Origin of the sequence: Stenotrophomonas sp. DDT-1 (genome assembly GCF_001580555.1) — a bacterium.
GTDB lineage: Bacteria > Pseudomonadota > Gammaproteobacteria > Xanthomonadales > Xanthomonadaceae > Stenotrophomonas > Stenotrophomonas sepilia.
On sequence record NZ_LEKR01000007.1, the window covers coordinates 39,810 to 66,104 of the forward strand.

Consider the following 26,295-nt stretch of genomic DNA (forward strand, 5'->3'; position numbering starts at 1 on the left):
CTGATTGAGAAGTTTGGAGATTGAGGATGTCACACACTAAGACCACTGCACTCAACTATGGCGCGATCATTCGAAAGGCTAAGACAGGGCACTACCAGTTGCCCGCGTTCCAGCGGAAGTGGACGTGGACGACACGTCAAGTAATGTCGCTCTACGAGTCGCTGCGACTCGGATATCCGATTGGTGCCTTCCTTTTCCTTACCTCACCCGAGGGAAGAATGTTGGGCCCCAGAGAGTTTCACGGTGCAGGAAAGCTGGCTGCAGGAAATGAAAGCAGCGAAAGTTTGGTTCTGGACGGTCAACAGAGAATCACTGCTGGCCTTTCCATCCTATTTGGATTGGAGGGGGTGGGTGGCAATGAGTACTACATTAACTGTGCAAAACTTGACGCGCTGCTTACAGAGCAGAGCGTGAACTTGGATGACGACGCCGGTGTGGCAAAGTTCGCAGAGTCTATAGATTTGGATTCAGGGTACTTGGTTGCAAAGCCCCACCGTTTGGACAGGAATCACTTCTTCGCAAAATCAGGTCTTGTCTGGACCGGCTACCTGACCCAAGAAAAGCAGTCATACTTGGATGAGCTTCTGGATGCGAGTGACAAGAGAATTAAGTCGATAGTCAGGAAGCTTGTTAGGGTGCACCTTTCTCCAAACGAGAACATTCAAGTTCCGGTTATTGAGCTTGGCGCGGAGTTTGATATGGCGGGGATAAGTAAGATCTTTTCGACGATCAATAGCTCGGGGAAAACGCTTACTCCGTTTGAGCTTGTGGTTGCAATTCTCTATCCAAGTGGAATTAAGCTAGAAGACGACGTTGACTCGCTGAAGCAGCAGTTTCGCTATTATTCAAACATGGATAAGAATGGCGAGATTCTTTTGCAGGTAATTGCCCTTCTGTCTGGGAAGTCTCCGAAGAAGTCGGACCTGCCGAAGACGATTGATCCCGCCAGCTATCAGCGTCACCGCGATGTGGCTGCCGCTGCGCTGAACGAGGTTGGGAAGTTTCTGACCCAGCACGTGGGTCTCGGCTTGGATGTCACGGGAAAGCTCACTCCCTATGACGCTCTGTACGCGCCGATGGCGGTGGTCTATCACCGGGTGATGCTTAGGAAATTGAGCAATGCCGAATTAGGTGAGGCTCAGCGCAAGCTCCGTCGTTGGTTTGTAGCGTCGGCAGTGAGCCAGCGCTATCAAGAGGGCGTACACAGCAAGCAGGAGCGGGACGCTAACGAGATGGAAGCTTGGATACTGGGTGATGCAGAGCCCAAATGGGTTAGTGCAGTTGTGGTTACCCCAAGCTTTAAGTTGGCGAGCCCAACCGGTGCCCTCGGTAAGCTTCTTCTCTGCCTGATAAACTCGAGCGCGCCGTCTGATCCGGTACTGGGCGGAAGCGTCGGGTACAGGGACGGGGTGTCCCTCGCACAGGTTCACCATATATTTCCGACACGGTGGTCTCCTAAGGGGATTTCCGACTACAAGAAAAGTGCAATGGATACAAACATCGCACTCAATACCATGATCCTCGCGGCGGAGACCAATGCAGATTGGCTGAACTTTGATCCAAGGAATCAGGTTGAACAGTCCAAATTCCCAAGGGAACGCTCATTTCATCTGCAGATGATATCCGACGAGGCTATTGGAGTTCTTCTGGAGCCCTCTAAGCGAGTCTCCGACTACGATCGCTTCATTGAGCTCAGATATCGCTCCCTAGTCCAGAGGTTGGCCGAGTTCGGTGTGCAAGAATCGGATCAACCTTTGGAGACAATCGAGCTCGATGACCCCTCAATCATCGAGGAGTGAGTAGGCGGTGTCGGGCATTGTGGGCATTTCTTTCGTCAATCGGGGAAGTGCCTCGACACAAGGCGCCGCGGGGATCTTGCTGGATGCAGACACCACCGATTTTATGGTGATTGCTGTCCTGCAATTTCGAGCCTGTCTGGATAGTTTCGGTTGACGAACTCAAAGCAGGCATTCGCTACATTTTGGGCGCCAAGTTTCGTGCGGCCCTGGAGGGAGCATTCCCAAACCACGATGATTCGCCAATGCAGCTCTCTGAGGGCGTGCTCAACACGCGCGTCGCGTGCTTGGTTTGCTTGAATCTTATTCGTCCAGAACTCCGTTCGTGTTGACGGTATTTTTGCGCGGTAACAAGCATGACCATGCCAGAAACACCCGTGAACAAATACTACGGTCTTGAATCTCGATAGGGCTATATCCGGTGACCCGGGAAGGTCCCTCTTGTTCACCGCGTACCTGAGACCTAGGGAGTGTAGAGCCCGTCGAAGGATCAGCTCTGGCAGCGTATCTATCCCGCGGATTCGCCGCATGTTCAAGCTGCGCTGAGCTTCCGTCAGTCGATCTATCATCGAAGACTCCTGCAGTCGCCTGAGGTGGCCAGCGAGCCGTCTGGCAAGAATGTAGCTCGGCCAGACAGCAAACGCTCCGAGATTACGTGCCTACTCGCTCGCCATTCAGCGGCGCAGCACGCATTTCAATGATTGACTCGGACAGGGTCTTTAGGATCTCAGATGCAATCGCTTTTGCTAGAAGAGGAGGGACAGCGTTACCGATCTGCTTGAACGCAGGATTCATAGTGCCGCTAAACTTGAATCCATCTGGGAAGGACTGAAGCCGAGCCGCCTCACGAACAGATATGGTCCGTGCCTGACTGCTATCGTAGTGAATGTGGCTATAGCTGTCCTTCCCGAGGTGCGCCATCAATGTGCGTGCGGGTTGATCCGCCCACATCTTGCGCCACTTGTTCGGGAACTTAGTAGCATCGTATGGCGGAACAATTGAATCCCAGAGAGCCTTGTAGGCCGCCGACTTCTCTCCCAATTTTTCGCCTCGGGCACGGGCTGCCTCCAACTTCTCCTGGAACATCTCAAGAGCGTGCGTGTAAGCCTCAGGATACTGATCCCCAGGATTCATTCTTGCAAACAGCTCGTAGTCTCTCGGGAGGTACCGAATTACGTGATCGGAGATGCCTTGCTTGGGAGCTTCATGCCCCTCCCACGAACGCATCAGCGTCCCGTAAGCAGTGGGCTTCTTCTTGCCATATGGGATCGGAGTGTCAAAGCGACGCGCGCCACGCACAATCTTCCCCTCCGCAAGAAGCTCGCGTGCGTTGATACTTGGCATATCTGCAAGGGCGTCTGCCGCGGTGACGGCAGGTGGAAGGTCAGGTGAGGCCGCCGGAGGAGCAATGTATGAATGAGCCCCGTCAAAGAGATTGCGCAACGTCTTCAGTGCGACAGAGCGCGAACCCTCATAGCCTGGCGGCAAGACAAGATAGTGAGTCGGCTTGGGGAAAGACACGGTCGCATTGAGTTCGCGCCTGTATGCCATCAGGAACATACGCTCACGCATCTGCGGAACGCCATAGAATGCCGCATTGAGAAGTGTGTACCCGCAGGTATAGCCCTTCGACTCCAGAACCTCACAGGTTTCTTCAGCGATGTTCTGCCCGCCATGGTTGAGCATGTCGGGCACATTCTCCATCAGAACCGCGACGGGCTGGAACGCATCTACGTACTCGAGGTACTTCTTATAGAGTTGAGCTCGCGGGTCGTGAATGAAGGCCTCAGGGTGCTCTTCAATCTCGCGCAGCTTTGAGCGGCCGACGCGAGCGAACGCTTGGCATGGCGGGCCCCCGACGACGATGTCAAATGCGTCAGCGACGCTCCCAAGCCCGAGCTGCATGCAGAGCTCGGCTGGTGTGGTCTTGGTGATATCAATTGGCTTGCTGTGAGCCTCTGCACCACCATGGAAGTTCAAGCCATGCGATCTAGCAGCATCGGGGTCGAACTCAACCGCGGCGCGGAGCTCGAAGCCGGCTGACTCAAAGCCCAGAGAAATGCCCCCGCAGCCAGCGAACAGATCAAGCACGCGAGGCTTAGCGCCCGCGGCGATGCGCTCTAGCTTACGAAGAATGACGTCAGTGTTCATCAATTGGTCCCTTGCCCGTTTGGCAGGCGAAGTGGTGACTCGGTTTGGTTGTTGCAGTCGTCGAGGAAACGTTGGACCGCCATGCGAATGACCCAGGCGGACGAAACGTGATGGCTGTCTGCTAAGGCCTGAACCTGGGTGTGGACGTTTTCGGGCAGCATCACCGACGTCCGCACAGACCTGCGGTCTGGTGAGATAGGGCTTCGAGCCATGACAAGGCCAGCATTGGGATGGTGGCAGCATTGTGGAGTAATCTGCGTATAAATGCACCACATATGCAGCTCCGGAGACGGCATACTTGTATTCATCTGAATAAACACGGTCGACATATGGCCCGCAAGCTAGCCCTCAAGCGTCTCACCGCTTCAGATTTGACTGTTTTTCGCTGGCATTTCACCAATCGACCCGCCGGCAACCAAAAGGCGATCAACCTGGACAGAAGCGTCTTGGTAGACAGCCTGTTCCCTGAGCTGGCCAAGCCGGGGGCGGTGCCCAACCCTCGGTACAACCTCGAGCTCAAGATCTCTGGCCCCGGGGCCTGCGCGCCTCACACGCTGGTCCGCAAGATCCTCAAGCAGCAGAAGAACTGGAGGCTCAACGGCGAATTTATCGATGGACCGATCGATGATCCGCAGAGGTACAACTACCTCGCAGCTGACGACTTTGCCTTCTTTGAGTTCCGCGGCGATCAAGTGCCGGAGGCTATCCATATGCTGCTGGTTTCGGCAGCCGATCCAAAGGATGCACAGCTCCATCAAACCCTCAGTCAGATCTTTGTGACCGGCTCGATGCGTGTCATAGATGAGCACTTCATTCATGATGTATTGGAGCGGAGTGGGGTTGCCGGCCGACACGCGCTGTCTGACTGGGCAGAGGGCGCGCTGCTTGAAGAGATCGGGCTTGGCAGCGCGGCTGCCACTCTTAAGCTCTACGCCCGTCGCAACAGGCGCGGACTGACTCCAGAGGAATTTCTCGAGATCCGAGACCGCGCACAGTCAACGGGAATCTCCGGCGAACTGTACCTCAACGACTGGCTGTTGGACCTGCAGCGAGAGGGAGAGTGCTCTGACGTTGAGTGGACATCTAGCAGCAATGCGATCGCACCATATGACTTCCGACTCAGAATGCCCCCGCATGGCGTCGAACGCCGAATTGATGCCAAGTCGACTACTGGCGAATTTGAAGCCGCACTGCATATGTCGCGCGCGGAGATCGTTGAAGCAGTGCGAGGTGGTGTGTGCTACGACATATATCGTCTCTATCGACTGTCAGAGAAAGGGGCGGAGATGCGGGCTGCATATGATGTTGGGCCCGCCTTGGCTCCTATCCTGGAAGCGCTCGAAGACCTTCCGTCCGGCGTCTCGGTAGATTCGGTCTCCATCCTCCCGCCAATTCTTCAGTTCAGCTCAGACATCCACTATCTGCCGAACTCGGAGCTGGACGACGATAAGTAAGTCTCTGGACTACATCGGTGCTACTTCTCAGTGATCTGATGAGCCGGGCGGAGCGCGACTTCCTCCGGCACCAGGGGGCATGCTCTTCGAACGAATTGCGGCCCTCTTTCGTCTTCATTGCCGCGATTGCCAAGGTGTCGCTCAGTCGGACCGCCCTGTCAGTAGGCCCCTCTGCGCAAGCGCGGTCCGGATAGAGGCGCTGGTGATCAGTAGGTGTGTCGTGGAATCGTCTACCAGCACAGCTGGGGTGCCTCGGATCATAAGTCTGAAGAACTCATCTCCAGAATGAAGACAATCTAGCGCCGAGATCTTTGCAGCCAGATGCAACGCTCTCTCGCGCATATCTGCCAATTCAGCACTGGGGACCTTCTTGTAAGTGCGAAGTTCAAGCGCTGTTGTGGGCGCGTGGGATGCGAAAGGAACTGTGAGCATTCACGCTAAAACGAGCCCTATGGCGAATCTCTCTGACTTCATTGGAAGTCCCGCAGATCGATGACGGACGGATGAGCGCCGACGCTCACAATGCTCTATCAGCGGCGCTCCCCAATTGCGATTGGCGCTGTGAGTTGCCCGCGCTACTCCCGCACCTGCAACCGCTCAGTCACCTGCGCAGTCAACGCCACACAAGCCATCTTCAACCCTTCCATCACCCGATCCCCCAGGTATTCCTCGGGCGCACCGTTCTGCCGGGTGCGCTCCGCAGCCAACATCAGCTCCGCCACCACGCGCAGCCCCGCCAGCGCGCAATCCGCATCCGCCAGCTGAAGGCAACGCCCAGGCAGTTGATGCCGCTCCGGCCAAGGCTGGCCGTCCGCAGCCGCACCGGTTCCGATGCGATGCAGCGTGGCGACGAAGGCGTTGGGATCGACGGACGGTTCGCGCTCGGGTTCGGCGTTGTCCGGATCGTACTGCGCGTGCAGGGAACGGAAGTCCGATGTGTTCATGGCAATGCTCCGTACAGGACAGATAGCAACGCCACCGATAGAGGCGGCGGACGGTGCGTGGTTCGAAAGCCGGACAGTAACCAAGCCGGTGGGTCCGAGGACCCCCACGCACCGCCCGCCATGGAACGCGAACGGATTGCCAGCCGGCGCCACCCAAAAGGTGACGCCGGCTGACAAGCGCAAAACACAAGGTTACTGAGCGGGCTTTCGAACCCCGCGCCACCCTTTTCCGGTGGCATGCCAAGGTGTACTCGCATGGTTGCGAGATGCCAAGAAACCGTAGACCGCAGAGGCCGTAAATGCTGACGCTTACGGCATTGTTGCATGGAGCAGGCGTGGCAGAACCCTTGCGGTGCGGTGGTTTCGGCCGGTGTTAAGTTATCGCCGGAATGCGCATTGAAAAGCACGGTTTGTAGCTCTTCGGGATCCCAAAAGCGACACGTAGCCCACATGCCCCATTCGCGCAGCGTGCCGATTGCGACACAACTTAACTTTGCAGCGCCACCCCCGGCCGAGGCCACAGCGCATCGTCGCGCTCCAGGTCGTAGTCGCTGCCGAACGCCAGTGCCGCCTCGCGCGGCGGAAGGTCTGCGTAGCAGCCCAGCAGGTACTCATCCGTGCCAGCATCGCGGTGGTCGATGGCGAACAGGTAGAGAAGTTCCTTGTCGAACGCTTCCAGCCATGCGGGGTCGATCTTGGTCATGTCATCCTCCAGAGGGGAAAGGGAGGATGGCTGGAGCGCGTCTCAAGACGTGGGACGCATGCTTGACCAGGTTCGGAATCTCGCAGTGATCTGATTGCACCAGGCGCAAGGTCGGGGTAGAACGGGGCAGACTCGCTACGGCGCATCATAGCTAAAGAAGGCGAAAGAGCATGGAAGCATCGAAGTCGAACCAGCCTGTTCCTGGCAGGTACTTCCTCCTGATGCCTGATACCACGCGTGGGGGAAAGGGGCACGGCGTTGTGTTCGAGAACGCGAAGCGGCTGCGCATCCCGCCGCGCCTGATCCTGCGACCCGAAGAGGGCGGCTTTCCGTCCATGGCGGAGAAGCCGTTGCTCGTCTACTCGGCAAAGAAGGGGAGCCTCCCGGAGGATCTGGAGGGGGGCCTGAGCGGCTACTGGATGGTCTCCGAACGATTACGCGGTGCTCTTGTGTCTGTAGATCCGGCTGGCTTCGAGTTTGTGGAGTGTGATTACCGTCTTGCCGATGGATCCAAGGGGCCGCGGTACTTCCTGTGTGATGTAACCCGTGAGCTCGATGCGGTGGACGAAGAAGCCTCGAAACTTCGGATCATCACTGACGCAGGCTATCGAGGTGGGAAGTTCTACGACCTTAGGGGCGGAGCCAGTCTGGCGTTCCGCAAGCAGGTCATCGGTCAAGCCAGAATATTCCGGACGCCTTACTCGGGAAACCTCGTCTTCTGCGACAGAGAGCTCCGCGACGCCGTGTGGAACGCTGGAATCGGTGGGCCGCGCGTATCGCGGGGCCTCTCGTTCACCGACGCGGCCAGGATCTGAGTCAGAGCTCTGAGGATCGGACCCTTGGGCGCCTTCTGGATTCGCTTCAACTGCTTACGAGCGACTTCGATTCACATTCACAGCGTGAGATGACAAGCATGGGATCAGCTTCCACCCATCAGCCGCGCAAGGACGAGTTCTTCAAGCTACGACCGGATGCTACCCGTAGAGGGAAGGGGCACGGGGTGGTCTTTGATAACGAGGGCGCGTTGCTTGCGACTCCCAGGCTGATCCTCTTACCCGAAGCCGGTGGCTTCCCTCCGCTGCGTGAAACCCCGCGCTTGGTCTATCGGGAGCGGCAGGGCGTCCCTCCACAGGATCTGGAAGGCGGGTTGAGCGGCTACTGGCTGGTCTCCGAGCGATTGCGCCAGGTCATGGAAGAGATAGACCCTGACGCGTTCGTTTTCGCTGATACCGACTATCGCTTGGAAGACGGTTCAAAGGGACCAACCTACTTCCTTTGCGACGTGGTCCGTACGCTGGACGCCTTGGATGAAGAAGCCTCCCAGCTCAACATCGTGATCAGCGATGAGTACGAGGCAGGGAAATATTACCGCCTGACCGGTGATATCCGGTTGGCGTTCAAACGCGAAGTGCTGGGTTCGGCTCACGTGTTCAGATTGCCGTTCCATGGCGGGGTATTCTGCGACCGAACGTTCAAAGATGCGGTGGAAGCTGCCGGCATCGTCACGGCCGAGAGATCCAACGGGCTCTGGTTTGAAGATGTGGTGAACTGCTGAGTCGGTCCCACCGGCGCTAACCTCGCGACCTATGCTGCAAGTGTGCGGAGTGCGGTACATGCCTAAAATTGGGAGAGAAACAAGCACATGCCCTCGTCAAAACGTAATCAGCCTGTGCCTGGTGAATTCTATCTGCTGATGCCCGACACGACTCGAAGGGGAAGAGGGCATGGCGTTGAGATCGAGAATGAGGACGCACTGCTGACGCCTCCCAGGCTGATCATCCGCCCCGAAGAAGGCGGCTTTCCTCATCTTTCGCAGAGACCGCGTCTGGTGCTCGATCCAAAGCTGGGGGATCCACCGCAGGACCTCGAAGGAGGAATGAGTGGCTACTGGTTGGTATCAGAGCGCCTCAAGATGGCCTTCACCGAAATAGATCCCGTCGCCTTTGAGTTCGTGGAGTGTGATTACGTGCTTCCGGACGGCACAGAGGGCCCAACGTACCACCTGTGCGAGGTTGCTCGCGAGCTGGATGCCGTCGATGAGGAAGCATCGAAGTTCCGGGTCATCGTCGATGACGGCTATCCGGGCGGGAAGTTCTACGACCTTCGTGGCGGAGCAAGCTTGGCATTCAAGAGGGACGTAATTGGGGACAGTCATGTCTTCAGGAGCCCGTACTCCGGCGATCTTGTCTACTGCGATCGCATGTTCCGGGATGCCATACGCGCTGCGGGAATTGGAAGTGAGTGTGAAATGCGTGGCCTGAGGTTCAAGGACGCAGCCAATGTCTGATATGGCACGCGTCATTCTAAGCATAATCCGCATGTAAAAATTGAAGACGGCTGCGGCGCGTCTCATGGAACGGGATCGGTAGTCGAACTTTAGATCGATTTCATTTTTGTCCGATTGCTTGCCGGTGCAGAACGTTCTAGAAAGCAGTCATGCCTATTCAGTGCTTGAGTTGAAGGCAGAGCGGTAAGAGGCAGGTCGCATCGGTACTTCAGAGCGGCCAGAGGAATTGGAGAGAAGCAGTAGTGCGCTATGTCGGTGGAGGGGACTTCAGGCTGAGAGCGCGCGGGGATGACTCGAAGAAGGCATGGAAGGCTGACACCCTCTGATAAGCTCTTGGCACGCTTATTTAGATGATTCTGAGGTGAGACAAGCAATGAATTCGAATCTGCCAAAGAAGGGCGAGTTCTTCGAGTTGCGCCCAGATGCCCGACGGCGCGGCAAAGGGCATGGCGTCGTTTTTGAGAACGAGTCTTCCCTGAAGACGCCTCCAAATTTCCTCTTGTGTCCCGATCAGGGGGGCTTCCCGCCTCTGCGCGAGACCCCGCGCCTAGTGCATTACCCAAGCGAAGGGTGGCCACCGGAGGATCTTGAAGCTGGGATGAGCGGCTATTGGCTCGTTTCCGAGCGTCTCCGCGAGGTGATGGCGGCCGTGGACCCAGGAGCTTTTGCGTTCAGGGAGACTGACTATCGACTCGCTGATGGAGCAATGGGTGGCCCTTATTTCCTTTGCGATGTCATCAGAACCATTGATGCCTTGGATGAGGCAGCATCCCAGCTGAAGATCATCGTTAGTGACGACTATGAAGAGGGGAAATACTACGATCTGACTGGCGACGTCCGCTTGGCGTTTAAGCGGGAGGTCATCGGCGATGCTCACGTATTCCGGCTCCCCTACTACGAAGGTGTCTTCTGTGGCCACATTTTCAAGAGCGCGGTAGAAGGTGCCGGCATCGTAGCCGCCAGGGCATGCAACGGGCTTCGGTTCGAAGACGTTGTGAACTGTTGAGCCAGACGGCCCTCCGAAGATTGAGTAGTGCTGCGGTTTCGAGCCCAATCTTTAATGTCAATGCGATTGGGTGTGTTCTCTAGTGGCCTCATGAGAGGCGCACCTATCAATCAAAGCTGAAGCGAGGAAAGGCGATGCTGCGATTGGGACAGCGAAGGAAAGCCACGGCTGCTAGTGAAGACAACGACGGACTGTTCGATCTGTGTGTTCCGAACAATGTTCGCCTGAGCTCGCTGACACCAGTGAATAACGAGAATGAATGAGGACGACATGAGTAAAGTTGCCCCCCCTAAAGGTCGCTTCTACGTGCTTAGCCCCGATATGGGCGCACCTGGCCGTGGTCATGGGGTCGAATTGGACAATGAGGAGGAAGTCCCTTGGCCGACCTATATGAGCGAGCCTTCTGAGATGGGCGGGCTTGCGTCACTGAGGGTTGTTCCCAAGCTTCGCTTCGATAGCCAAGTTGGTGATATGCCTTTGGATCTGCAAGGCGGATTCAACGGCTATTGGCTTGTTTCTCAACCCCTAAAGGATGTAATGGAGAACATCGATGCCGAAGGTTTTGTCTTTGCGAAGTGTGCATTTCAGCTCGAGGACGGTTCAGAAGGTGAGCCTCACTACTTGTGTGAGGTGATAAGAATTCTGGACGCGATTGACGAGAATGCATCGAGCGTGAGAGTTCTAGATGGCTACCGGAACGGCAAGTACTACAGCCTCTCCGGTGGCGGCAAGTTGTCCTTCAAAGAAGCAGAAGTGGCTGATGCGCATGTGTTCATGGATATCCATTCGGGCAGCCGTGTCTACTGTGACAGAGTGCTTCGCGACGCGCTCATCGAGCATGGATTTGGAACGGTGATCAATCCGCGCGGCGTGTGGATTGAAGACGCTGCAGGCTACTAGTTAAACAGCACTTTTCGCCCTCTTGGGAATGGAATCCTATGCCCGCAGAAAGCGTAATTCTACAAAGTCATCATGTCTTTGAGCAGGTCGTGTTCAGGGATCATCCTCTCGTCAAGAGGCTTGTCGAGGCGGGATACCTAGCTAAGGATGAGTCGCTCAATCGTCTCTACCTTCCGTTTGGAGGTGGGCTCGCGGAGGACCTCGACACTTCTCCACATCGAGGCCGGACGAGAAGTTCCTATACTAAAGAAATAAATTATGTCCTGAATGACATTCAGGATAGTCCAGCAGGCACTGCTGCAATAAGGAAGAAGGATTCCGCGGCGCTGCGCATTGTTGCAGAGCAAGTGATTGATTTTCGCGATACGGTCAAGCTTGCTCTTATCAATGGAGATGCGTTTGCTACCACGCCCGACGGGATGACTGCGGAGGATGCGAATGCAAGCAACCGCCGCACGATATCCAGTCATGCGCAATACCGTATGGACCACGCGGAGCAGTTCAAGGTGCTGCGGTCAATGGGGCCAGTGGAGTCGGAATGGGCAGCAATCATTCATTCTGATCCGCGTGTTGCTCGCGTCATTGAGGAGATTCAGAGTAACCCTAGGAACTTGGTCGCCGGCCCTGGCGAGCGCGACGCCTTTGCGCGCGAAGTCGCCGGCAGGATGGAGATGCGTTTGGCGGTTTCGGAGGCAGAGCAGGCCGGGCGATTGACGCTGTCTGATGCGACTACTGCTCGCGTCAGACAGACTCTGCTGGACGATCTACCAGCCATCGGCAAGGCTCGAGAAGGAATCTATGATCTTGCTGAGGCATCGCCCAGCCATTACAAGCCCGTCTCGCAGCGCGGCTTTGCCACCATGGGAATGCTCCTCGGCGAAGCCTCTACCAGCCAACTGATTCGCTCCGGCGGCCTGCTCGCATCCGGCGCCGACGCTGTCATCACCGCCCGTCGCACCTCCCAGCTGCTGGAAGAGGGCAACGGCACCGCCGCCCAGTCCGAGCTCACCCACGCCCTGGCGCGCAACGGCGGTGGCTGGGTCGGTGGCATGGCCACCGCGTCGGTGATCGGCACGTCCAGCTTCGTCCCTGCGGCCATTGTCGCGGGCGATGCGCTGCTGATGAGCAAGGCGTTCGACAAGGGTGCCGATCTGCTCGACAACCGCGCCATCTACCGGCAGACCGACAAAGCCGATGTCACATGGCAGTTCGATGGCCGCAACTGGCAGCGCCAGGCGGTCATGGACAGCGCGGGCGATGGCCTGGGCAATGCGACTGAGCGCAGTGTGGGCGCCAGTTACGAGAAGGCCCGCGAGCTGGGCGCATACGCCCATGTAAAAGCGGTAGAGCTGGCGCTGGGCAAGGCACCGCCGCCGCAGGATCCTTTCAGTATTCCGGCGAAGGACGGCGAGGGCCGTCTGGACAATCCCAACTGGCACCGCGATGCGCAGACCGAACAGTGGACGCGGCAGGTCAAGATTGGCGTGTCCGGTGCCAACGACCGGGGTGTGTACGAGACGCAGATCGCCAGCCCCGAACGCGCCAACGAGTTGAATCGCGAGGCGGTGCAGCGCATCGAGAACAACATCGCCAACGGCAAGGCCGCCATTGCCACCAGCTATTTAGAAACCCGTGCTGCCACACGAGCCAGTGATTTCGTGCCGCTGGTGCCGGAAGCGGTGGAGCAGGCCCGTGCCAGGCCCGACGCCATCCAGGGCTCGGACAACCAGCTCTACCAGCGCGATGAAGCAGGGCAATGGCACCACGCTGGCCAGATCGCGCAGGGGAACATGGCGCTGGAATTGGAGCTGACCCGCACCATCCAGCAGCCGTCGCTCGATCAGTTCAACCAGACCATTGCCGCATTGGACGCGCGACCGTTGCCATCTGCGGCGGAAGTGAACCAGTACGAGCTGCGCCACAGCTACTACGCTGCGGGCGTTGCGCTGACCCCGGCGTGGGAGCAGGCCATTGCCCTGGCCACGGCACGCACGCGCGAGCAGCACGGCATTACGGGTCCCACGCTGCAGGAACTGGGGCCTGTAGCCGAGGGCAACGCGGGCGCGTCCCGGCCCATCACCCATTACCAGGTGGGTCAGGATGGCGTGGCGCGTGCCGTCGCGACCACCAGCACGCAGGAGCTGCAGGCCGCATGGAATGAGGTGCGCGCGCGTGCCAATGAGCAGGCGCCGTTGCCCGACTCGCCCGAGCTGCGCATTGCTGCGCTGTCGGCGGGTGAGCAGGAGGCGTACCGGCAGGCACTGCAGGAAGCCAATCGGCTGGGTGCTGCGCAGGTGGATGCAGGGCAGGCTGCACGAGTAGCCGCGCAGGTGGCACATGGCGACAAGCCATCCGAGCAGGATGGGAGCGTGGAAGTGCGGCCTGAAGAGCCGGCGACTGCGCAACCCATCGCGCCTGCGGCGGTTGCGGCAGCGCCGCCCGCGATAAGGGTCACGCCACCGCCTACGCCCGCCCCACAGGACAAGCCCGCGCCTCAACGGCACGCCGAGCAGCGCGATCCGCCGCGGCGTGAGGCGGAGCCCCAACCTCAGCCCCATCCAAACAGCGAGGCGCCCACCGAAAACCGTACCGCCTCACAGACGCCAGAGCCCGCTGGGCCGATGCAGGCGCACCCGGCCGCACCTGAGCGCGCGACGCCACATGTCGCCGCGCCACTGGATGCGGCAACGCAGATGATGCCCGCGCAGCGCACAGAGCAGGCATCGGAGCCGGAGCGGATCGCCCCGGTGCCTGCGGTTGCGCCCACTCCAAAGCAGGACATGGCAGTGCAGGAGGTGGAACCGGTGCCCTTCAAGGAGCCGCTGCCTGCTGAGCCTGCGCGCGATTCATGGCCTTTGGAGCAGGAAGCGGCACAAACCGTGCCAGAGCCCGAACCGACTCCATTGGATGACCTCCAGCCCGTCACTGCGGCTGTCACTGTTCCTGCCGCGCCCACGATTGCGCCAAGCCCTGAGCCAGCCGAACCTGCACCGGATGAGGCATCGGCCCCGAGCCGGGTGGTGCAGGACCCCACCCAGCCCGGCCATCCCGATCATGCGCTGTATCAGCAGATCCGCGAGGGCGTGGAAGCGCTGGACGCCAAGCACGGCCGCAGCTTCGACGAAGTCAGCGAACGCATGACCGCCAGCCTTCTGGTACTGGCCAAGGACAACGACCTGGAGCGGGTGGACCATGTGCTGGTGAGCAACGCTACGCGCGAACACCCGGCTGGGCACACGCTGTTCGTGGTGCAGGGCGAGCCCAGCAATCCGGCACACCAGCGCGCTGCGATGCCGACCGAGCTGGCGGCGCAGACATCGGTGGAGGAATCACTGCAGCAGTTCGATGCAGTCAGCCGTGAAGCGCATCAGCGTGCGCTGGCGAATCAGATGGACCAGCAGCTGGAAGACCAGCGGGTGCAGCACGACATCCAGATTCGTGCGGCGAGCGGGGGATGAGTAGGGCATGCACTGCACTGGCGACCTGGACGGAGGACTGAAGATGACGCCACATGGAATGCGCCGGATATGCATGCTCGCAGCACTACTCGTTCTTCTGGCTACCGCGTGCCGGCCCGATGCGGCTCGCGACGAAGGCTCGATAGCAGAGGCCCATCGTCCGGATCTGGTGCCGCTTGTGCGCGCCATGCCCACCTCGTCAATGGATGCACCATTGACGGTCGAGTTCAATGTGGCTGCTCCCAGCAAAAATTCCTCTCCAACGCTCATGATCGGCATTCGCGTTGACCGCACGGATAACACCGCGGCGTTTTGGGCACTGGCCGATGTTCGGGCGTCCGGGTTCCAGGCGAAGGTTTCCATGCAGCGCCTGGAATCGAGTGGATGGAAGGACGTGCCCTTGCACCGGCTGGAATGGGTCATTGGGGAACCTGCCAGAACAATTCCCATCCCCGCTGATGGTCGAGTGACAAATGCGTGGCTGGACGATGTTGACGTGCTGGCGCTGCAGAATGCAGGGCTGGAACGACCCGATGATAACTATGCACAGCTGGCCTTCGCATGGGCACGCAATCCGTCGCCGGGCCGATACCGGGTTGAAGTGCAACTGCACTCCCCTCTGCCACAGCTTGAGCCGTACCAGCCGGAACTGCTGGTTGCTTACTTGCGCAGGCCTAAATAAGGCAGCCTCGCCACCGCCGGTACGCTGAGTGTCACGGGTAAGTCAGCTCGCCATTCTGCCGATAGACGGGGATCGTATTCATCGGTCTCCCTCTCCGAACTGGACTGCGTAGACGCAGGCTCATGATGGAGGAGAGCTGCGCAGAGGCGTCTTTGGCTGTGATGACCCTCGGTGGGTCCCTGTCCGGGTTGAAGCCACTGTACGACCCGAATGAAGAGCGCCCGGACCTCCATCGTTCACGGCTGAACGCGATATCGTTCCAGAAGATCACGAACGCTGGTTTCCAGGCGCTGCCAGTCGCTCAGCATGACGCGTGCATAGTTCATCTCGATGGCGATGCTGTCGCCCGCGTCCACGATGGAATGGCGGCACATTGCGATCTGGCCTTCGCCGGCGCGTTCAAGTGTCTTTCCCTGAACTACAAGTCCGTCAGGAATGCGGTCTGCCGGGTCGCAGCTGATGAACGTTGTCAGTTGGCCCGCCGTCGAGCGGGCCACATACCAGTCTGGTTCCATTCCTGGGTTGTGCACGTAAGGCCTGCCCAGCGCAGCCTCTGACTCCTTTGCATAAGCTGACATCAAAGATGGGTCAATCGCATACGGCGTCAGACCCCAGCGCTCGGGTTGTGCAACGCGCAGCGTAAGATTCTCTACCGGGTCCCTTCGCTCCAGTGATCCCGGTGCGCTGGTGGCCTCACTGCTGGACCGACGTGCCAGATAGTTCTGGATGGGAACGCGATCGATGTATCTAAGCTCGACCAGTACCTGCCGCCGGCTGTCCTGCGTGCTGCGCACCGGGCGATCACCGGGAGGCGCTGCATCGAAATCCGGCCAGAACACCGTGAGCATGACGCCCCCATCGGCCAGGGCGCCCGTCTGGTTGTAGTAGAGGTTGGCCGGGAACATGAAGCGGTGCGGGCCAAGCCGAGCCTCTACCGGCTGCGTCGTGTAGGTCTGTCCGCTCACCGTACGTGGGCTGGTTGCGGTTTCGGACATGGGGGTTCCGCTCGGGGCCTTTTCCGTGGATGGGGCCTTCGCGCAGGCGGTGGTGCTCAGCACGGCCACCAAGGTGAAGGAGGCAAGCCGGCAAGCCGGTGCTCTGCTCATGGGCGATTCCCTTGCATGATCGGAACGACTCATAGAACGGTGGAATGGCAAGCTCCAGTCGCTGCGGGGACCTTGCTCGCGCCAAGGCCCATTACTGCATGCTGGCTCACATATTCAGCAAGTCGTGATCGACGCCTTCTATCCCTCCACCTACCCCCGATCCCACCTATGCCATCATCCAGCCAGGACCGCAGTACCTATCAAGGCTGAACAGGCATGGAGCAGGCAACACGCTACACCGTAACCCTTTATCTGGCCGCGCCCGGCACCCCGCTGAAAAGTGGGGGCATCTCGCCGCGGGGCCATATGTACCTGCAGGTCGCTGCGGGCGACGAGACGCACAGCTATGGCTTCGCACCACCGCACCTGGCACCGGGCGAAACCCGCACCGGCGTGCAGTACGCACAGGTGCGCCACGACGATGCCGACGAGCATCTGGACCCGTACTACAGCCGCACCCTGGAAATCACCGAGGAGCACTACGGCTGCCTGCGTGATTTCGCCGAGGAACCCGCCGAGTTCGAATTCGATGTGGATCGCCCGGCCACCATCAACCGCTGCAGCGACTTCGTTTGGGCGGCCCTGCACTACGCCGGGCTGCATCCGCTGCCGGCGCCGCTGGATGGCAGCAGCAATCTGGGCGAGTTCGCGGTGCTGTTCAACCTGCCGGAGATCCAGTGCATCGCCGCGCCGTTCCCGGGCAGCGACCTGAATGCCGAAACCCACCACGCGATGCCCGAGCGCGAGGCCGAGCATCATCGCCAGGGCGACCGTGCCAGCGATGAGCCGCCGCCGACGCCGATTGAAGTGGCCGGTACGCTGCTGGACCCTTCGCATCCGGACCATCGCCTGTTCTCGCAGCTGATCCAGAAAGTGGCCGAGCTGGATGCCGCGCATGGGCGCCCGTTCGATGCGGCCAGCCAGCGCATCAGCGCCAGCCTGCTGGTGCTGGCCAAGCAGAACAATCTCTCGCGCGTGGACCACGTGCTGCTCAGCCGGCCGACCCAGAACAGCCATGCCGCCGAGAGCATCTTCATCGTGCAGGGCGACCGCAACGACCCGGGGCACCGCCGCGCCAGCATCGCCACCGAGGTGGCGGCCAAGACCGATGTGGCCGATTCGCTGCGGTTGAAGGAGCAATGACGCGTCCAGTTCGGCGGGGGCTGGTGGTACTGGCGGTGCTGGGCGCGCTGGCGGCATGCCGTGCGTCACCAGCGCCTGAGGTTGCGCCGTCCCTGCTGACGCGCGCACAGGCCGAGGCGCGCACGGTTGTGCCGCTCACGCGGGCCGTGCAGTTGCAGAAGGCCGGTCGGATTGCCGAGGTCACGTTTGATTTGCCGGCGTCCCAGAAGCCGGCCATTCCGATCCTGAACATCGGGTTGCGGCTGCAGGATACCGATGGGCGACGGCTGCTGGATGCTTCGGAGAAGATCACGCTGGGACGGCTGCCAACGCGGCTGCGCCTGGAGCGTATTGATGGCGGTGCACCTGGTCCTGTGCAGCTCTGGCAGCGTACTCGCGATGGATGCGATTCTCAGAAAATCGGGGAGGATGGCGTGGTAACAGACCTGACGACGGGGAGCGTGGACATCAACAGCTTGGCCGAGGCCGGGTTGTACTCTGAAGAGGTGCTCTATCGCACGTTGCAGTTGGCGCAGGTCGGAGGCATTGCACCCGGGCGCTACGTTCTGCGGGTGGACCTTGTGGAGGATCGGCCCCGGCTGGAAGGCCTGAAAGCAGAACTGATCGTTGGCTACCAATCACTAGGAAAGTAGACATGCACAAGGACGATGCCGAACGCTACAGCGTAACCATTCATCTGGCGGCCCCCGGCACGCCGCGCTACGGCCGTGATGCTGAGGGAAACAGGTTTCTGCTGGAGCCATCGTTCGCGGGGCACATGTTCCTGTCGCTGCGCCGTTCGGGTGAACCCTTGCCGGAGAGCATTGGCTTCACCCACGCAGGCACCAAGGACGAGCCGAACAGGGGCAAAGTCGATGACATGGATGTGTTGGTCTACGACAAACCCCGCTTCGAGCGCACGATCGAGATCAGCAAGGCGCAGTACGACCGCATCCTCGAGTTCTCCGCGGACCCGAAGAAGCACGGCTTCGACATGGAATACGACTTCTTCTCCAACGCGTGCACCGATTTCGCATGGGGTGCCCTGAACCACGCTGGGCTGCGCCCGGTCGGGCTGGCCGGGGAGATCACCAACTACGAGGGCGCTACCAGGGTCCTGGACAACATCCGCGCGGTCAACGCCATTCCGCAGCAGGTGAAGGGCAGCGAGCTGGACAAGGTGCAGTGGAACCCGATGCCGAAGCAGACCTTCCGCGAGTGGATGTTCACCGAGAACGGCGAGCAGTGGCGCGGCAACAGCACCCTCGCGGCAAGCGGCACGCCCGCAGACCCGGCGCACGACGATCATGCCCGCCTCAACCAGATCCACCAGCAGGTGGCCGACCTCGGCGCTTTCGGTGCACGCAACGGCAATGTCAGCGCCAGCCTGCTCGCGCTGTCGAAGGAGCAGCAGTTCTCGCGCGTGGACGAGGTGGTGCTGGGCGAGCAGCGCGGTGATACCGCACCGAAGCTGTTCATCGTGCAGGGGGACCGCAGTGACCCGGCACACCAGCGCGCCAGCATGCCGGCGGAGTTGGCTGCGCAGGCACCTGTGGAGGCCTCGTTCGATCGCGTCGCGCAGTTGCAGCAGAACGAGCCGCAGCGAGACGCGCAGCGCCTGCAGGAGGAGCAGCAGCTTCAGCAGAGCCACGGTCCACGGATGGCATAGCGGCGGGCGCAGCATCGAGGTCGAGCGTCGGCCATGCCCGCGCCGGCGCACGCCACGCCCCCCACCTGCTACCATTCCCCCGCAACCCCAGCCAGCCCACCCCGCGCAGACAGATGTGGGGCGGGCCGTCGCAGTACGGCCCAGCGAGCCAGGACACCTTCCCGTGCCCATTCAAGGACGCTCGCATGTTCCGTAATCCTCTCTTCCGCTCGGCCGCGCTGGCCGTTGCCGTTTCGCTCAGCCTCGGCGTGCCCTCCGCGTTCGCCGACAACGCGCCCGCCGCCAGCGCCACCACCGCCGTGCAGCGCAAGGCCGTGGCCAAGGGCCTGTACGAGCTGGCCTACAGCCCGAAGCAGAACGCAGTCTTCGTCGCCTCGTCCGGTGGCTTCGGTGATGACGCCGGCCCGGCCCAGGTGCTGCGCCTGAACCCGGCCACGCTGGCCGTGGAAACCCGCATCCCGCTGGAGCGCAAGGCGTTCGGCGTGGTGCTGGATGACGCCCACGACCGCCTGTACGTGGGCAACACCGTGGACCTGTCGGTGACCGTGGTCGACACCGCGCAGAACAAGGCCGTCGGCACCATCCAGCTGATGGAGAAGAAAGCCGGCAAGGACGGCAAGGCCGCCTACACCCACGACCTGCGCGAGCTGGTGGTCGACAGCGCGGCCAACCGCCTGTACGTGACCGGCCACAGCAGCCAGCCGGACGTGAGCAGCGTGCTGTTCGTGATCGATACCACCACGCTGAAGGTGGTCAACACCATCGACGGCCTGGGCAATGCCAAGGCACCGGGCCTCGCACTGGATACGGCCAACAAGCGCGTGTACACCAGCAACCTGCTGGCCGACCTGGTGGTGGTGGGGACCGATTCGAACAAGGTGGTGGCGCAGCACAGGATCGCCGCCGAGCAGCCGATGAACATCGCGCTGGACCCGGCGGGCAAGCGCCTGTTCGTGACCGATCAGGGCTCGGAATTCCTGCGTGGCTATCAGGCCAAGAGCAGCGGCCTGGTCAGCAAGCACCCGGGCCAGCGCGTACTGGTGCTCGACCGCGGCACCGGCAAGGAACTGGCCAGCATCCCGACCGATGCCGGCCCGCTGGGTATCCTGCTGGATGCACCGCGCAAGCGCCTGTACGTGACCAACCGCGAAGCCGGTACGGTGACCGCATACAACAGTGACAGCTACCAGAAGGTGGCCACCTACACGGTGCCGACCCACCCGAACAGCCTGGCGCTGGATGCGAAGAACAACGTGCTGTTCGTGAGCATCAAGAACGGCGATAAGGATGACAAGGGCGCTGACGAGAGCGTGGCGCGCATCCAGTTGTAAGGAGTCGAACGAGTGACCACTGTGGACTTGATCCACAGTGGTCAACAAATTGATGAACCTGCAGAATGCTGGCCGCTCCTACTGAGTTCGGAAAACATGGAAATTCTTGCGCGCACTGTTGATCGCCTCAGAGCGCTGGATTTGGAGAAAAAATTCTACCTGCTCGGAGTATCACTGCTGGCGGTGTGGATTTTTGAGGTGGTAAGAACCGGGAATCAGTACAGCTGCCAGGCTGCTCTTGTCCTTGGCTATACATTGATGGCGCTGGGGTTGATGACCTGGCTTATCCCAATTTTTCAGGGGGCATGGAGGTATGGCTATGTGCGCAGGCTAATGCTGATGCTGCACTTGGGGGTTATTCTTGGGGCGGCCATGATCGCGCGAAACATCATGACCAGCGCAACCGGTCTTCCGGGGCAGGATTTCGTCATGGCTACCGGAGCACTAGCGCTTCCGCTTTACATATTTGTTTGGCTGACGCTGGCAATGTTGCTTGTAGGCTTGGCGACCGTTGTCTGGCAAATCACGTTGGGATTGGTGGCGCTCGGAGTGCCACTTCTGGCGATGCTGATCCCTTCTGTCGGCCGGCGTGTAAAGAATAGATTGGAAGGGAAGAAGAACATCGCATTGGCACGGCTTCTGGGCGTAGTTGGGTTGTTCGGCGGGCTTCTTGTCTCAAGTCAACAGTTGAGGGATTTTCAACCAGAGCTTGAGTGGGTAGGGCTTTGGATTGCGTACTATGGCGATTATCAAGCAGCCGACAAGTATCCGGGCTTGCCCGCCGACGATCGCACGCTGATGCACGCCAACGGTGTTTACTCTGTGGCGAGACGTCAGCCGGGCGGCGCTATCTCTATTGAGGTCCATTACTGGAAAATGCCGTAAATCGTGAAGATAGCTTCAGAGAAGCATCACCCCAGCCGCGGCGCGGGGTTCTGCATTTCCTGCGCCTGCGCCTCAACCTGCTGCTGCACACCCAACCCCAACTTCTGCATCGACTGCTCCACCGGCGTCTGCGCCGCCACGGCCGTCGGCATCATCGCGCGCAGGTGCGCCGGATTGGCCGGGTCGCCCTGCACCACGAAGATGTTGTGCCCGGCCGGGTGCTGGGCCGTGGCGTTGCTGACCAGCACGTGGTCGACCTGCTGCAGGCCCTGTTCGCGGGCGAGCACGGTCAGGCTGGCGGTCAGGCGTTCGCTGGTCTGGTCGAACGGACGTCCATGCTGGGCGTCCAGTGCGGCCACGCCCTGGCGGACCTGCTGGTTGAGGCCGTAGTCGGGGTGGTTGGGGGTGATCTCTGCCATGGCGATCGAACGGTAGCGGTGGGTCGGGGTGAACCCCGCCAGTATAGATCCGGGCGGTGAAGGGCGCCGGAAAGGTCAGTCCGCCGGCCGATGGTCATAGCTGATCACCCGTTCGGCCAGCCAGTGCCCGTCCACGCGGCGCCAGACCTGGATGAAGCGGGCCTGGCCGGTCCAGCGTTCCACGCCGTCCTTGCCGCGCTCGTAAAAGCGGTGGTCGCCGATTTCGAGCGCCCGCTCATCGTGCAGCGGAAACACCTGCAGCGAAGATTCCACCAGCTCGCGGCGCAGCTGCCAACCACCCTTGCGCGCGCTGCTGCACAGGTTGGCCACGCTGTGGCGGAAGTCCTCGCGGCTGCTGGCCGACTTGCCATCCTTGTCATGGAAGAACTCCATGTCGTCGGTCGTCATCGCAGCAGCCTTGTCGGCATCGCAGGCCTCGAAGGCCGCAGCGAACAGCTGGGTATCGGCCTGGCGGATCTGCACGCGCAGGGTGTCGGCGGGCGCTGGCGCGACAACGAGGCCGGCGGCCAGCAGGGGCAGGGTGGGCAGCAGCATGGCGAGGCTCCAGGGAGGGTTCACGCAGGCTCGCATGGCGTTTGGGCCACTGCAGCCGGCTTCCGACGAAACGGCCCTGCCACGGAATGAATGCCCATATTGGCGGCCCGGTTCCAGCCTAGAGGCCGTTGCCTGTGCAGGGGATGTCATGAGCGGCCGGGATTCCCTCACAGCCGCCACAGGTGACGACCACTAGCCTGAAATCCTTCCCTTCCACAGGAGCGCCCATGCCTGCTTCCCGCATCCGCCTGCACGTTGAAGACACGGGTGGCGATGGCCGCCCGGTCATCCTGATCCACGGCTGGCCGCTGTCCGCCGATGCCTGGAAGACGCAGGTGGCGATCCTGCGCGACGCCCAGTATCGGGTGATCAGCTACGACCGGCGTGGCTTTGGCCGCTCTGACAAGCCGGCCGAAGGTTATGACTACGACACGCTGGCGGCGGACCTGGCGGGGCTGATCGAGGAGCATGACCTGCGCGACGTCACCCTGGTCGGTTTCTCGATGGGCGGCGGCGAGGTGGCGCGCTACGTGGCCAACCATGGCCAGGATCGACTGCACAGTGTGGTGTTCGCTGCGGCCGTGCCGCCGTTCCTGCTGCGCAGTGACGACAATCCGGAAGGTCCACTGACCCAGGCCAAGGCCGATGAAATGCGCAGCGGATTGGAGAAGGACCGCGAAGCGTTCTTCGATGGCTTCACCCGCGACTTCTTCAGCGCCAACGGCCAGCTGATGGTCACCGAGGAGACGCGCCAGGCGGCGATCGCGCTGTGCCATCAATCCGACCAGGCGGCGGCGCTGGGCTGCATGAAGGCGTTCGCCACGACCGATTTCCGGGATGACCTGAAGAAGATCACGGTGCCGACCTTGATCCTGCACGGCGACAGTGACGCCATCGTGCCGTTCGAGGGCTCTGGCCAGCGTACCCACAAGGCCATCAAGGGCAGCGAAGTGGTGATCCTGGAGGGGGCGCCGCACGGCTGCAACACCAGCCACGCCGACCGCTTCAATCTGGCGCTGCTGAACTTCCTGAAGCGGTAAGCTGCGGCGATGCGCGAGCCAAAGACACCCCCGTGGAAAAAGCCCAGGCCCAAAGGGCAGACGTCGCAACCGCTGTCGGATGCGCAGAAGGCGGCGGCACGGCAACGTGCCGAGGAGAACGGGCGGCGGTATCCGAACCTGGTGGACAACATGTGGGCGGCGAAGCTGCCGCGTGGGTCGTGATTCACAACCTGGGTGTGGGCTTGATCTAGAGCCGAGCCGATGCTCGGCTGGCGCGCGCAGCGCGTGCCGTCCGGGGAAGGGGCAAAGGGCAGCCGAGCATGGGCGCGGCGCTACGGGCCGGGCAGTGGCCGCCAGCCCGACTCTCTCCACGGCGCAACGTCGCGTTGCTGTACGTCAATGGCCTCGATTGGCAACCCGGCCAGCCGTGCCAATTCTGCGCGCAGCATTTCAGCGTCTACCGGTCGCGCGACGGCCACCTGCAGGCGATCACCCTGCAGCCGTACCTGCACGGGTACGACCGCATGGGCTTCATGCTCGCCGCCGGTGCGAGCAATCGGATAGCGCATCGCTACGGGCCTTCCCAGGTGTGCCAGTACGGGGCGCCATGCCTGCAGCACGACAGGCTGTGCTGCTGCGGGAACACGCACCTCGATGATGGTTCCCGGGTAGCCCATGACATTGCCCACCATCACCTGGAAGCGCGCGCCATCGGGGATGGCGACCACAGTGGCGGCCAGCACGCCTATCGACAGGACGGCTGCGGCGAGGCGCCAACTGCGCGGCGCGGCGGCGGCGCGGGTTGCCGTGCGCAGCCCCGGCTTGCGCCGCAGCTTGCGCGCGTAGATGCGCCGATCCTTCCTGCGCGGGCTGCTGCTGTGCGCCGGCAGGTTCAACGGGACGCGTGGCAGCCGGGCGACGCGCGCGTCGATCAGGCAGGCGAGCAGCCACCACGCGAGCACGAATGCCAGCAGGGGCAGCAGCGTTCGTACGATCAGGTACAGCATCACCATCGGGAACACCAAGGAAAATTCGCATTCAAACAACCGTGCCATCGTAACGGCGCTGCATGGTGTGTGTCGCATCCGCCAGCCGACACGTGCGAAGCGCTTGGTTAGGATGGCTCTTTGCTGTCATGGATGAACCGATGAGCGCCGCCACCTCCCGAATCCGCCGCATCTGTGGGCAGGGGCCGATCCTGTTGATGCTGCAGTGGGTCGCGCTGCTGTCTGTGGTACTGGCTGCCGGCTTCTTCCATTACCGTGTGGAGCTGTTGCTGGAGCCGGTGACGGTGGCCTGTGGCGGCCCGGACGCGCACGCGCGATTGAAGGTTGCCGAACAGGTGATGGCGCGTGCGGGCGCACTGGATGACTGGCAACCCCTGGGCTGGATTCCATGGGCAGGCGTGGTGCTGGCGTTGCTGGGGGCCATGGCGGTGTGCGCAAGCCGTGCGCTGTGGCTGCGCGATCGGCTGCGCACGGCGAACGTGGCGCTTATGGTGCTGCACGGTGGTGCACTGGCTTTGGCCGGATGGGTCCTGCACCTGTACGAGAATGCGTGGAGCAATGTGGCGCGGCTGTCACCCACGGCGTGCCTGGTGGAGCTGGTGTCGGAGGGTGATGTACCGCTGGAGCAGGCGCAGCGCGTGGTGTTCCACATCCTGACGCGGGTGAACGCGCCACTGCTGCGCAATCCGGATGATCTGGCGCTGGTGTTGACGGTGCTGTTGTTGGCCGCGATGGCCGGCGGCGTTGCCCTGTGGCGCGCGATCGCGTGGGCCCGGGCGGGCTGAGCACGCTCGGCGGCGCGCGGCAATCGCGCTACAGTCGACGCCTCGCCACTCCAGGGAAGACCCGATGCGCTTGTTGCTGCGTGCGTTGCCGTTGTTGCTGTGTTCGCTGGCCGTACACGCCGCCGAGGTGGACCGTCGTATCGCGGTGACCATCGATGATCTGCCATGGGCACGGCTGGACCAGATCGTGCCGCCGGATCTGCAGGCCCGGCACGAAGCGTTGATGGCCCAGCTGCGCGAGGCCGGCGTGCCGGTGGTGGGCTTCGTCAACGAGAACAAGCTTGAGGTGAATGGACAGGTGCAGCCGGCGCGGGTGCAGATGCTGCGCGACTGGCGCGATGCGGGCTATGTGCTGGGCAACCACACGTACTCGCACATGGATCTGAATGCGAAGGGCGTGGCGGCGTTCCAGCAGGATTTCCTGCGCGGCGAAACGGTGCTGCGGCCGCTGCTGGCCGAGAAGGGGCAGGCGCCACAGTGGATGCGCCACCCCTACCTGCGCGCCGGGCGCACCGCGGATGAGCGCGTGCAGATGGAGGCGTTCTTCAAGCAGCATGGCTATCGCGTGGCACCGGTGACGGTGGACAACGGGGAATGGGTGTGGGCGTTCGCCTATGCCAACGTGATGAACGAGCAGGCGGATTCGCCGGCGCGCGACGCGACGCTGGCGCAGCTGCGCAAGGGCTACGTGCCGTACATGCTGAACAAGCTGGATTACTACGAGAAGCAGTCGCAGGCGCTGCTGGGGTACGCGCTGCCGCAGGTGTGGCTGATGCACGCCAACGAGCTCAATGCGGCCACCTTTGCCGAACTGGTGGCGGCCACGAAGCGCCGCGGCTATCGCTTCATTTCACTGGACGAAGCGATGCGTGATCCAGCGTATGCGCGGGGTGCGGAAGGCTACAACGGCCGCTATGGCCCGAGCTGGCTGCATCGCTGGGCGATGGCGGAGAACAAGCCGAAGGACTTCTACGCCGGCGAACCCGAGGTGCCGGCGTGGGTGATGAAGCTGGCCAAGGTCGACTCGGAGTGAG

General features: G+C 61.2%; 25 protein-coding genes. 17 read left to right on the top strand and 8 right to left on the bottom strand.

What is annotated here, in order from left to right; genetic code table 11:
* Nucleotides 1-26 precede the first annotated feature (26 nt).
* On the top strand, nt 27-1,799 hold the full coding sequence (locus AB839_RS05375; protein ID WP_061478576.1) for a DUF262 domain-containing protein: 1,773 nt from the start codon (nt 27-29) through the stop codon (nt 1,797-1,799).
* 101 nt (nt 1,800-1,900) lie between these two features.
* Here AB839_RS05375 and vsr read toward each other — a convergent pair whose 3' ends face one another.
* Nucleotides 1,901-2,365 carry a DNA mismatch endonuclease Vsr gene (gene vsr / locus AB839_RS21005; RefSeq protein ID WP_082783293.1) on the bottom strand — a complete coding sequence of 155 codons (465 nt, stop codon included), beginning with the start codon at nt 2,363-2,365 and terminating at the stop codon, nt 1,901-1,903.
* An 82-nt stretch (nt 2,366-2,447) separates the two neighbouring features.
* Nucleotides 2,448-3,947, bottom strand: coding sequence for a DNA cytosine methyltransferase (locus tag AB839_RS05380; protein WP_061478577.1), 1,500 nt, complete (start codon nt 3,945-3,947; stop codon nt 2,448-2,450).
* A 329-nt stretch (nt 3,948-4,276) separates the two neighbouring features.
* On the opposite strand from AB839_RS05380, the gene AB839_RS05385 reads away from it, so the two are divergent.
* A complete protein-coding gene (locus tag AB839_RS05385; RefSeq protein ID WP_061478578.1) occupies nt 4,277-5,401 on the top strand; it encodes a DUF3883 domain-containing protein in 1,125 nt (374 codons plus the stop codon).
* A gap of 575 nt (nt 5,402-5,976) precedes the next feature.
* Here AB839_RS05385 and AB839_RS05390 read toward each other — a convergent pair.
* Both AB839_RS05390 and AB839_RS05395 read right to left on the bottom strand, forming a co-directional pair.
* Complete coding sequence (locus tag AB839_RS05390; protein WP_010484179.1) at nt 5,977-6,345, bottom strand: hypothetical protein; 369 nt, start codon at nt 6,343-6,345, stop codon at nt 5,977-5,979.
* 487 nt (nt 6,346-6,832) lie between these two features.
* Nucleotides 6,833-7,048 carry a hypothetical protein gene (locus AB839_RS05395; protein WP_061478579.1) on the bottom strand — a complete coding sequence of 72 codons (216 nt, stop codon included), beginning with the start codon at nt 7,046-7,048 and terminating at the stop codon, nt 6,833-6,835.
* 170 nt (nt 7,049-7,218) lie between these two features.
* On the opposite strand from AB839_RS05395, the gene AB839_RS05400 reads away from it, so the two are divergent.
* The 7 genes from AB839_RS05400 to AB839_RS05430 all read left to right on the top strand — a co-directional run bounded on the left by AB839_RS05400 (nt 7,219) and on the right by AB839_RS05430 (nt 15,381).
* Complete coding sequence (locus AB839_RS05400; RefSeq protein ID WP_061478580.1) at nt 7,219-7,863, top strand: DUF1629 domain-containing protein; 645 nt, start codon at nt 7,219-7,221, stop codon at nt 7,861-7,863.
* A gap of 98 nt (nt 7,864-7,961) precedes the next feature.
* Nucleotides 7,962-8,603, top strand: coding sequence for a DUF1629 domain-containing protein (locus AB839_RS05405; RefSeq protein WP_061478650.1), 642 nt, complete (start codon nt 7,962-7,964; stop codon nt 8,601-8,603).
* An 87-nt stretch (nt 8,604-8,690) separates the two neighbouring features.
* The gene (locus AB839_RS05410) at nt 8,691-9,335 is read left to right on the top strand and encodes a DUF1629 domain-containing protein (RefSeq protein WP_061478581.1); all 645 of its coding nucleotides are present in this window, start codon (nt 8,691-8,693) and stop codon (nt 9,333-9,335) included.
* A 373-nt stretch (nt 9,336-9,708) separates the two neighbouring features.
* Nucleotides 9,709-10,341 carry a DUF1629 domain-containing protein gene (locus tag AB839_RS05415; RefSeq protein ID WP_061478582.1) on the top strand — a complete coding sequence of 211 codons (633 nt, stop codon included), beginning with the start codon at nt 9,709-9,711 and terminating at the stop codon, nt 10,339-10,341.
* A gap of 270 nt (nt 10,342-10,611) precedes the next feature.
* A complete protein-coding gene (locus tag AB839_RS05420; protein ID WP_061478583.1) occupies nt 10,612-11,241 on the top strand; it encodes a DUF1629 domain-containing protein in 630 nt (209 codons plus the stop codon).
* Between the two features lie 38 nt (nt 11,242-11,279).
* Entirely contained in the window at nt 11,280-14,699 is a 3,420-nt protein-coding gene (locus AB839_RS05425) for an XVIPCD domain-containing protein (RefSeq protein WP_156476617.1), read from the top strand.
* A gap of 73 nt (nt 14,700-14,772) precedes the next feature.
* Entirely contained in the window at nt 14,773-15,381 is a 609-nt protein-coding gene (locus tag AB839_RS05430; RefSeq protein ID WP_156476618.1) for a hypothetical protein, read from the top strand.
* Nucleotides 15,382-15,617: 236 nt separating this feature from the next.
* Here AB839_RS05430 and AB839_RS05435 read toward each other — a convergent pair whose 3' ends face one another.
* Nucleotides 15,618-16,487 (bottom strand): hypothetical protein, encoded by an 870-nt coding sequence (locus AB839_RS05435; RefSeq protein WP_061478586.1) that lies wholly within the window; start codon nt 16,485-16,487, stop codon nt 15,618-15,620.
* Nucleotides 16,488-16,703: 216 nt separating this feature from the next.
* Here AB839_RS05435 and AB839_RS05440 point away from each other — a divergent pair, with 216 nt between their 5' ends.
* The 5 genes from AB839_RS05440 to AB839_RS05460 all read left to right on the top strand — a co-directional run bounded on the left by AB839_RS05440 (nt 16,704) and on the right by AB839_RS05460 (nt 21,494).
* Nucleotides 16,704-17,630, top strand: coding sequence for an XVIPCD domain-containing protein (locus AB839_RS05440; RefSeq protein ID WP_061478587.1), 927 nt, complete (start codon nt 16,704-16,706; stop codon nt 17,628-17,630).
* On the top strand, nt 17,627-18,262 hold the full coding sequence (locus tag AB839_RS05445) for a hypothetical protein (RefSeq protein ID WP_061478588.1): 636 nt from the start codon (nt 17,627-17,629) through the stop codon (nt 18,260-18,262). Before AB839_RS05440 ends, AB839_RS05445 begins: the two co-directional genes overlap by 4 nt.
* Before the next feature lie 2 nt (nt 18,263-18,264).
* Nucleotides 18,265-19,278, top strand: a complete 1,014-nt coding sequence (locus AB839_RS05450; protein ID WP_061478589.1) for an XVIPCD domain-containing protein — start codon at nt 18,265-18,267, stop codon at nt 19,276-19,278.
* Nucleotides 19,279-19,463: 185 nt separating this feature from the next.
* On the top strand, nt 19,464-20,609 hold the full coding sequence (locus AB839_RS05455) for a YncE family protein (protein ID WP_061478590.1): 1,146 nt from the start codon (nt 19,464-19,466) through the stop codon (nt 20,607-20,609).
* Nucleotides 20,610-20,621: 12 nt separating this feature from the next.
* The gene (locus tag AB839_RS05460; protein ID WP_146256750.1) at nt 20,622-21,494 is read left to right on the top strand and encodes a hypothetical protein; all 873 of its coding nucleotides are present in this window, start codon (nt 20,622-20,624) and stop codon (nt 21,492-21,494) included.
* Between the two features lie 26 nt (nt 21,495-21,520).
* On the opposite strand, the gene AB839_RS05465 is transcribed toward AB839_RS05460, so the two are convergent.
* The gene (locus AB839_RS05465) at nt 21,521-21,913 is read right to left on the bottom strand and encodes an XVIPCD domain-containing protein (RefSeq protein ID WP_061478592.1); all 393 of its coding nucleotides are present in this window, start codon (nt 21,911-21,913) and stop codon (nt 21,521-21,523) included.
* 75 nt (nt 21,914-21,988) lie between these two features.
* A complete protein-coding gene (locus AB839_RS05470) occupies nt 21,989-22,468 on the bottom strand; it encodes a nuclear transport factor 2 family protein (RefSeq protein WP_061478593.1) in 480 nt (159 codons plus the stop codon).
* Between the two features lie 227 nt (nt 22,469-22,695).
* Between AB839_RS05470 and AB839_RS05475 the strand changes: the two genes are divergently transcribed.
* Nucleotides 22,696-23,508 carry an alpha/beta hydrolase gene (locus AB839_RS05475; protein WP_061478594.1) on the top strand — a complete coding sequence of 271 codons (813 nt, stop codon included), beginning with the start codon at nt 22,696-22,698 and terminating at the stop codon, nt 23,506-23,508.
* Nucleotides 23,509-23,801: 293 nt separating this feature from the next.
* Here AB839_RS05475 and AB839_RS05480 read toward each other — a convergent pair whose 3' ends face one another.
* Nucleotides 23,802-24,482 (bottom strand): hypothetical protein, encoded by a 681-nt coding sequence (locus tag AB839_RS05480; protein WP_061478651.1) that lies wholly within the window; start codon nt 24,480-24,482, stop codon nt 23,802-23,804.
* A 134-nt stretch (nt 24,483-24,616) separates the two neighbouring features.
* Here AB839_RS05480 and AB839_RS05485 point away from each other — a divergent pair, with 134 nt between their 5' ends.
* Nucleotides 24,617-25,261 (top strand): hypothetical protein, encoded by a 645-nt coding sequence (locus AB839_RS05485; protein ID WP_081280950.1) that lies wholly within the window; start codon nt 24,617-24,619, stop codon nt 25,259-25,261.
* 64 nt (nt 25,262-25,325) lie between these two features.
* Nucleotides 25,326-26,294, top strand: a complete 969-nt coding sequence (locus AB839_RS05490) for a polysaccharide deacetylase family protein (protein ID WP_061478596.1) — start codon at nt 25,326-25,328, stop codon at nt 26,292-26,294.
* The last annotated feature ends 1 nt before the right edge of the window (nt 26,295 follow it).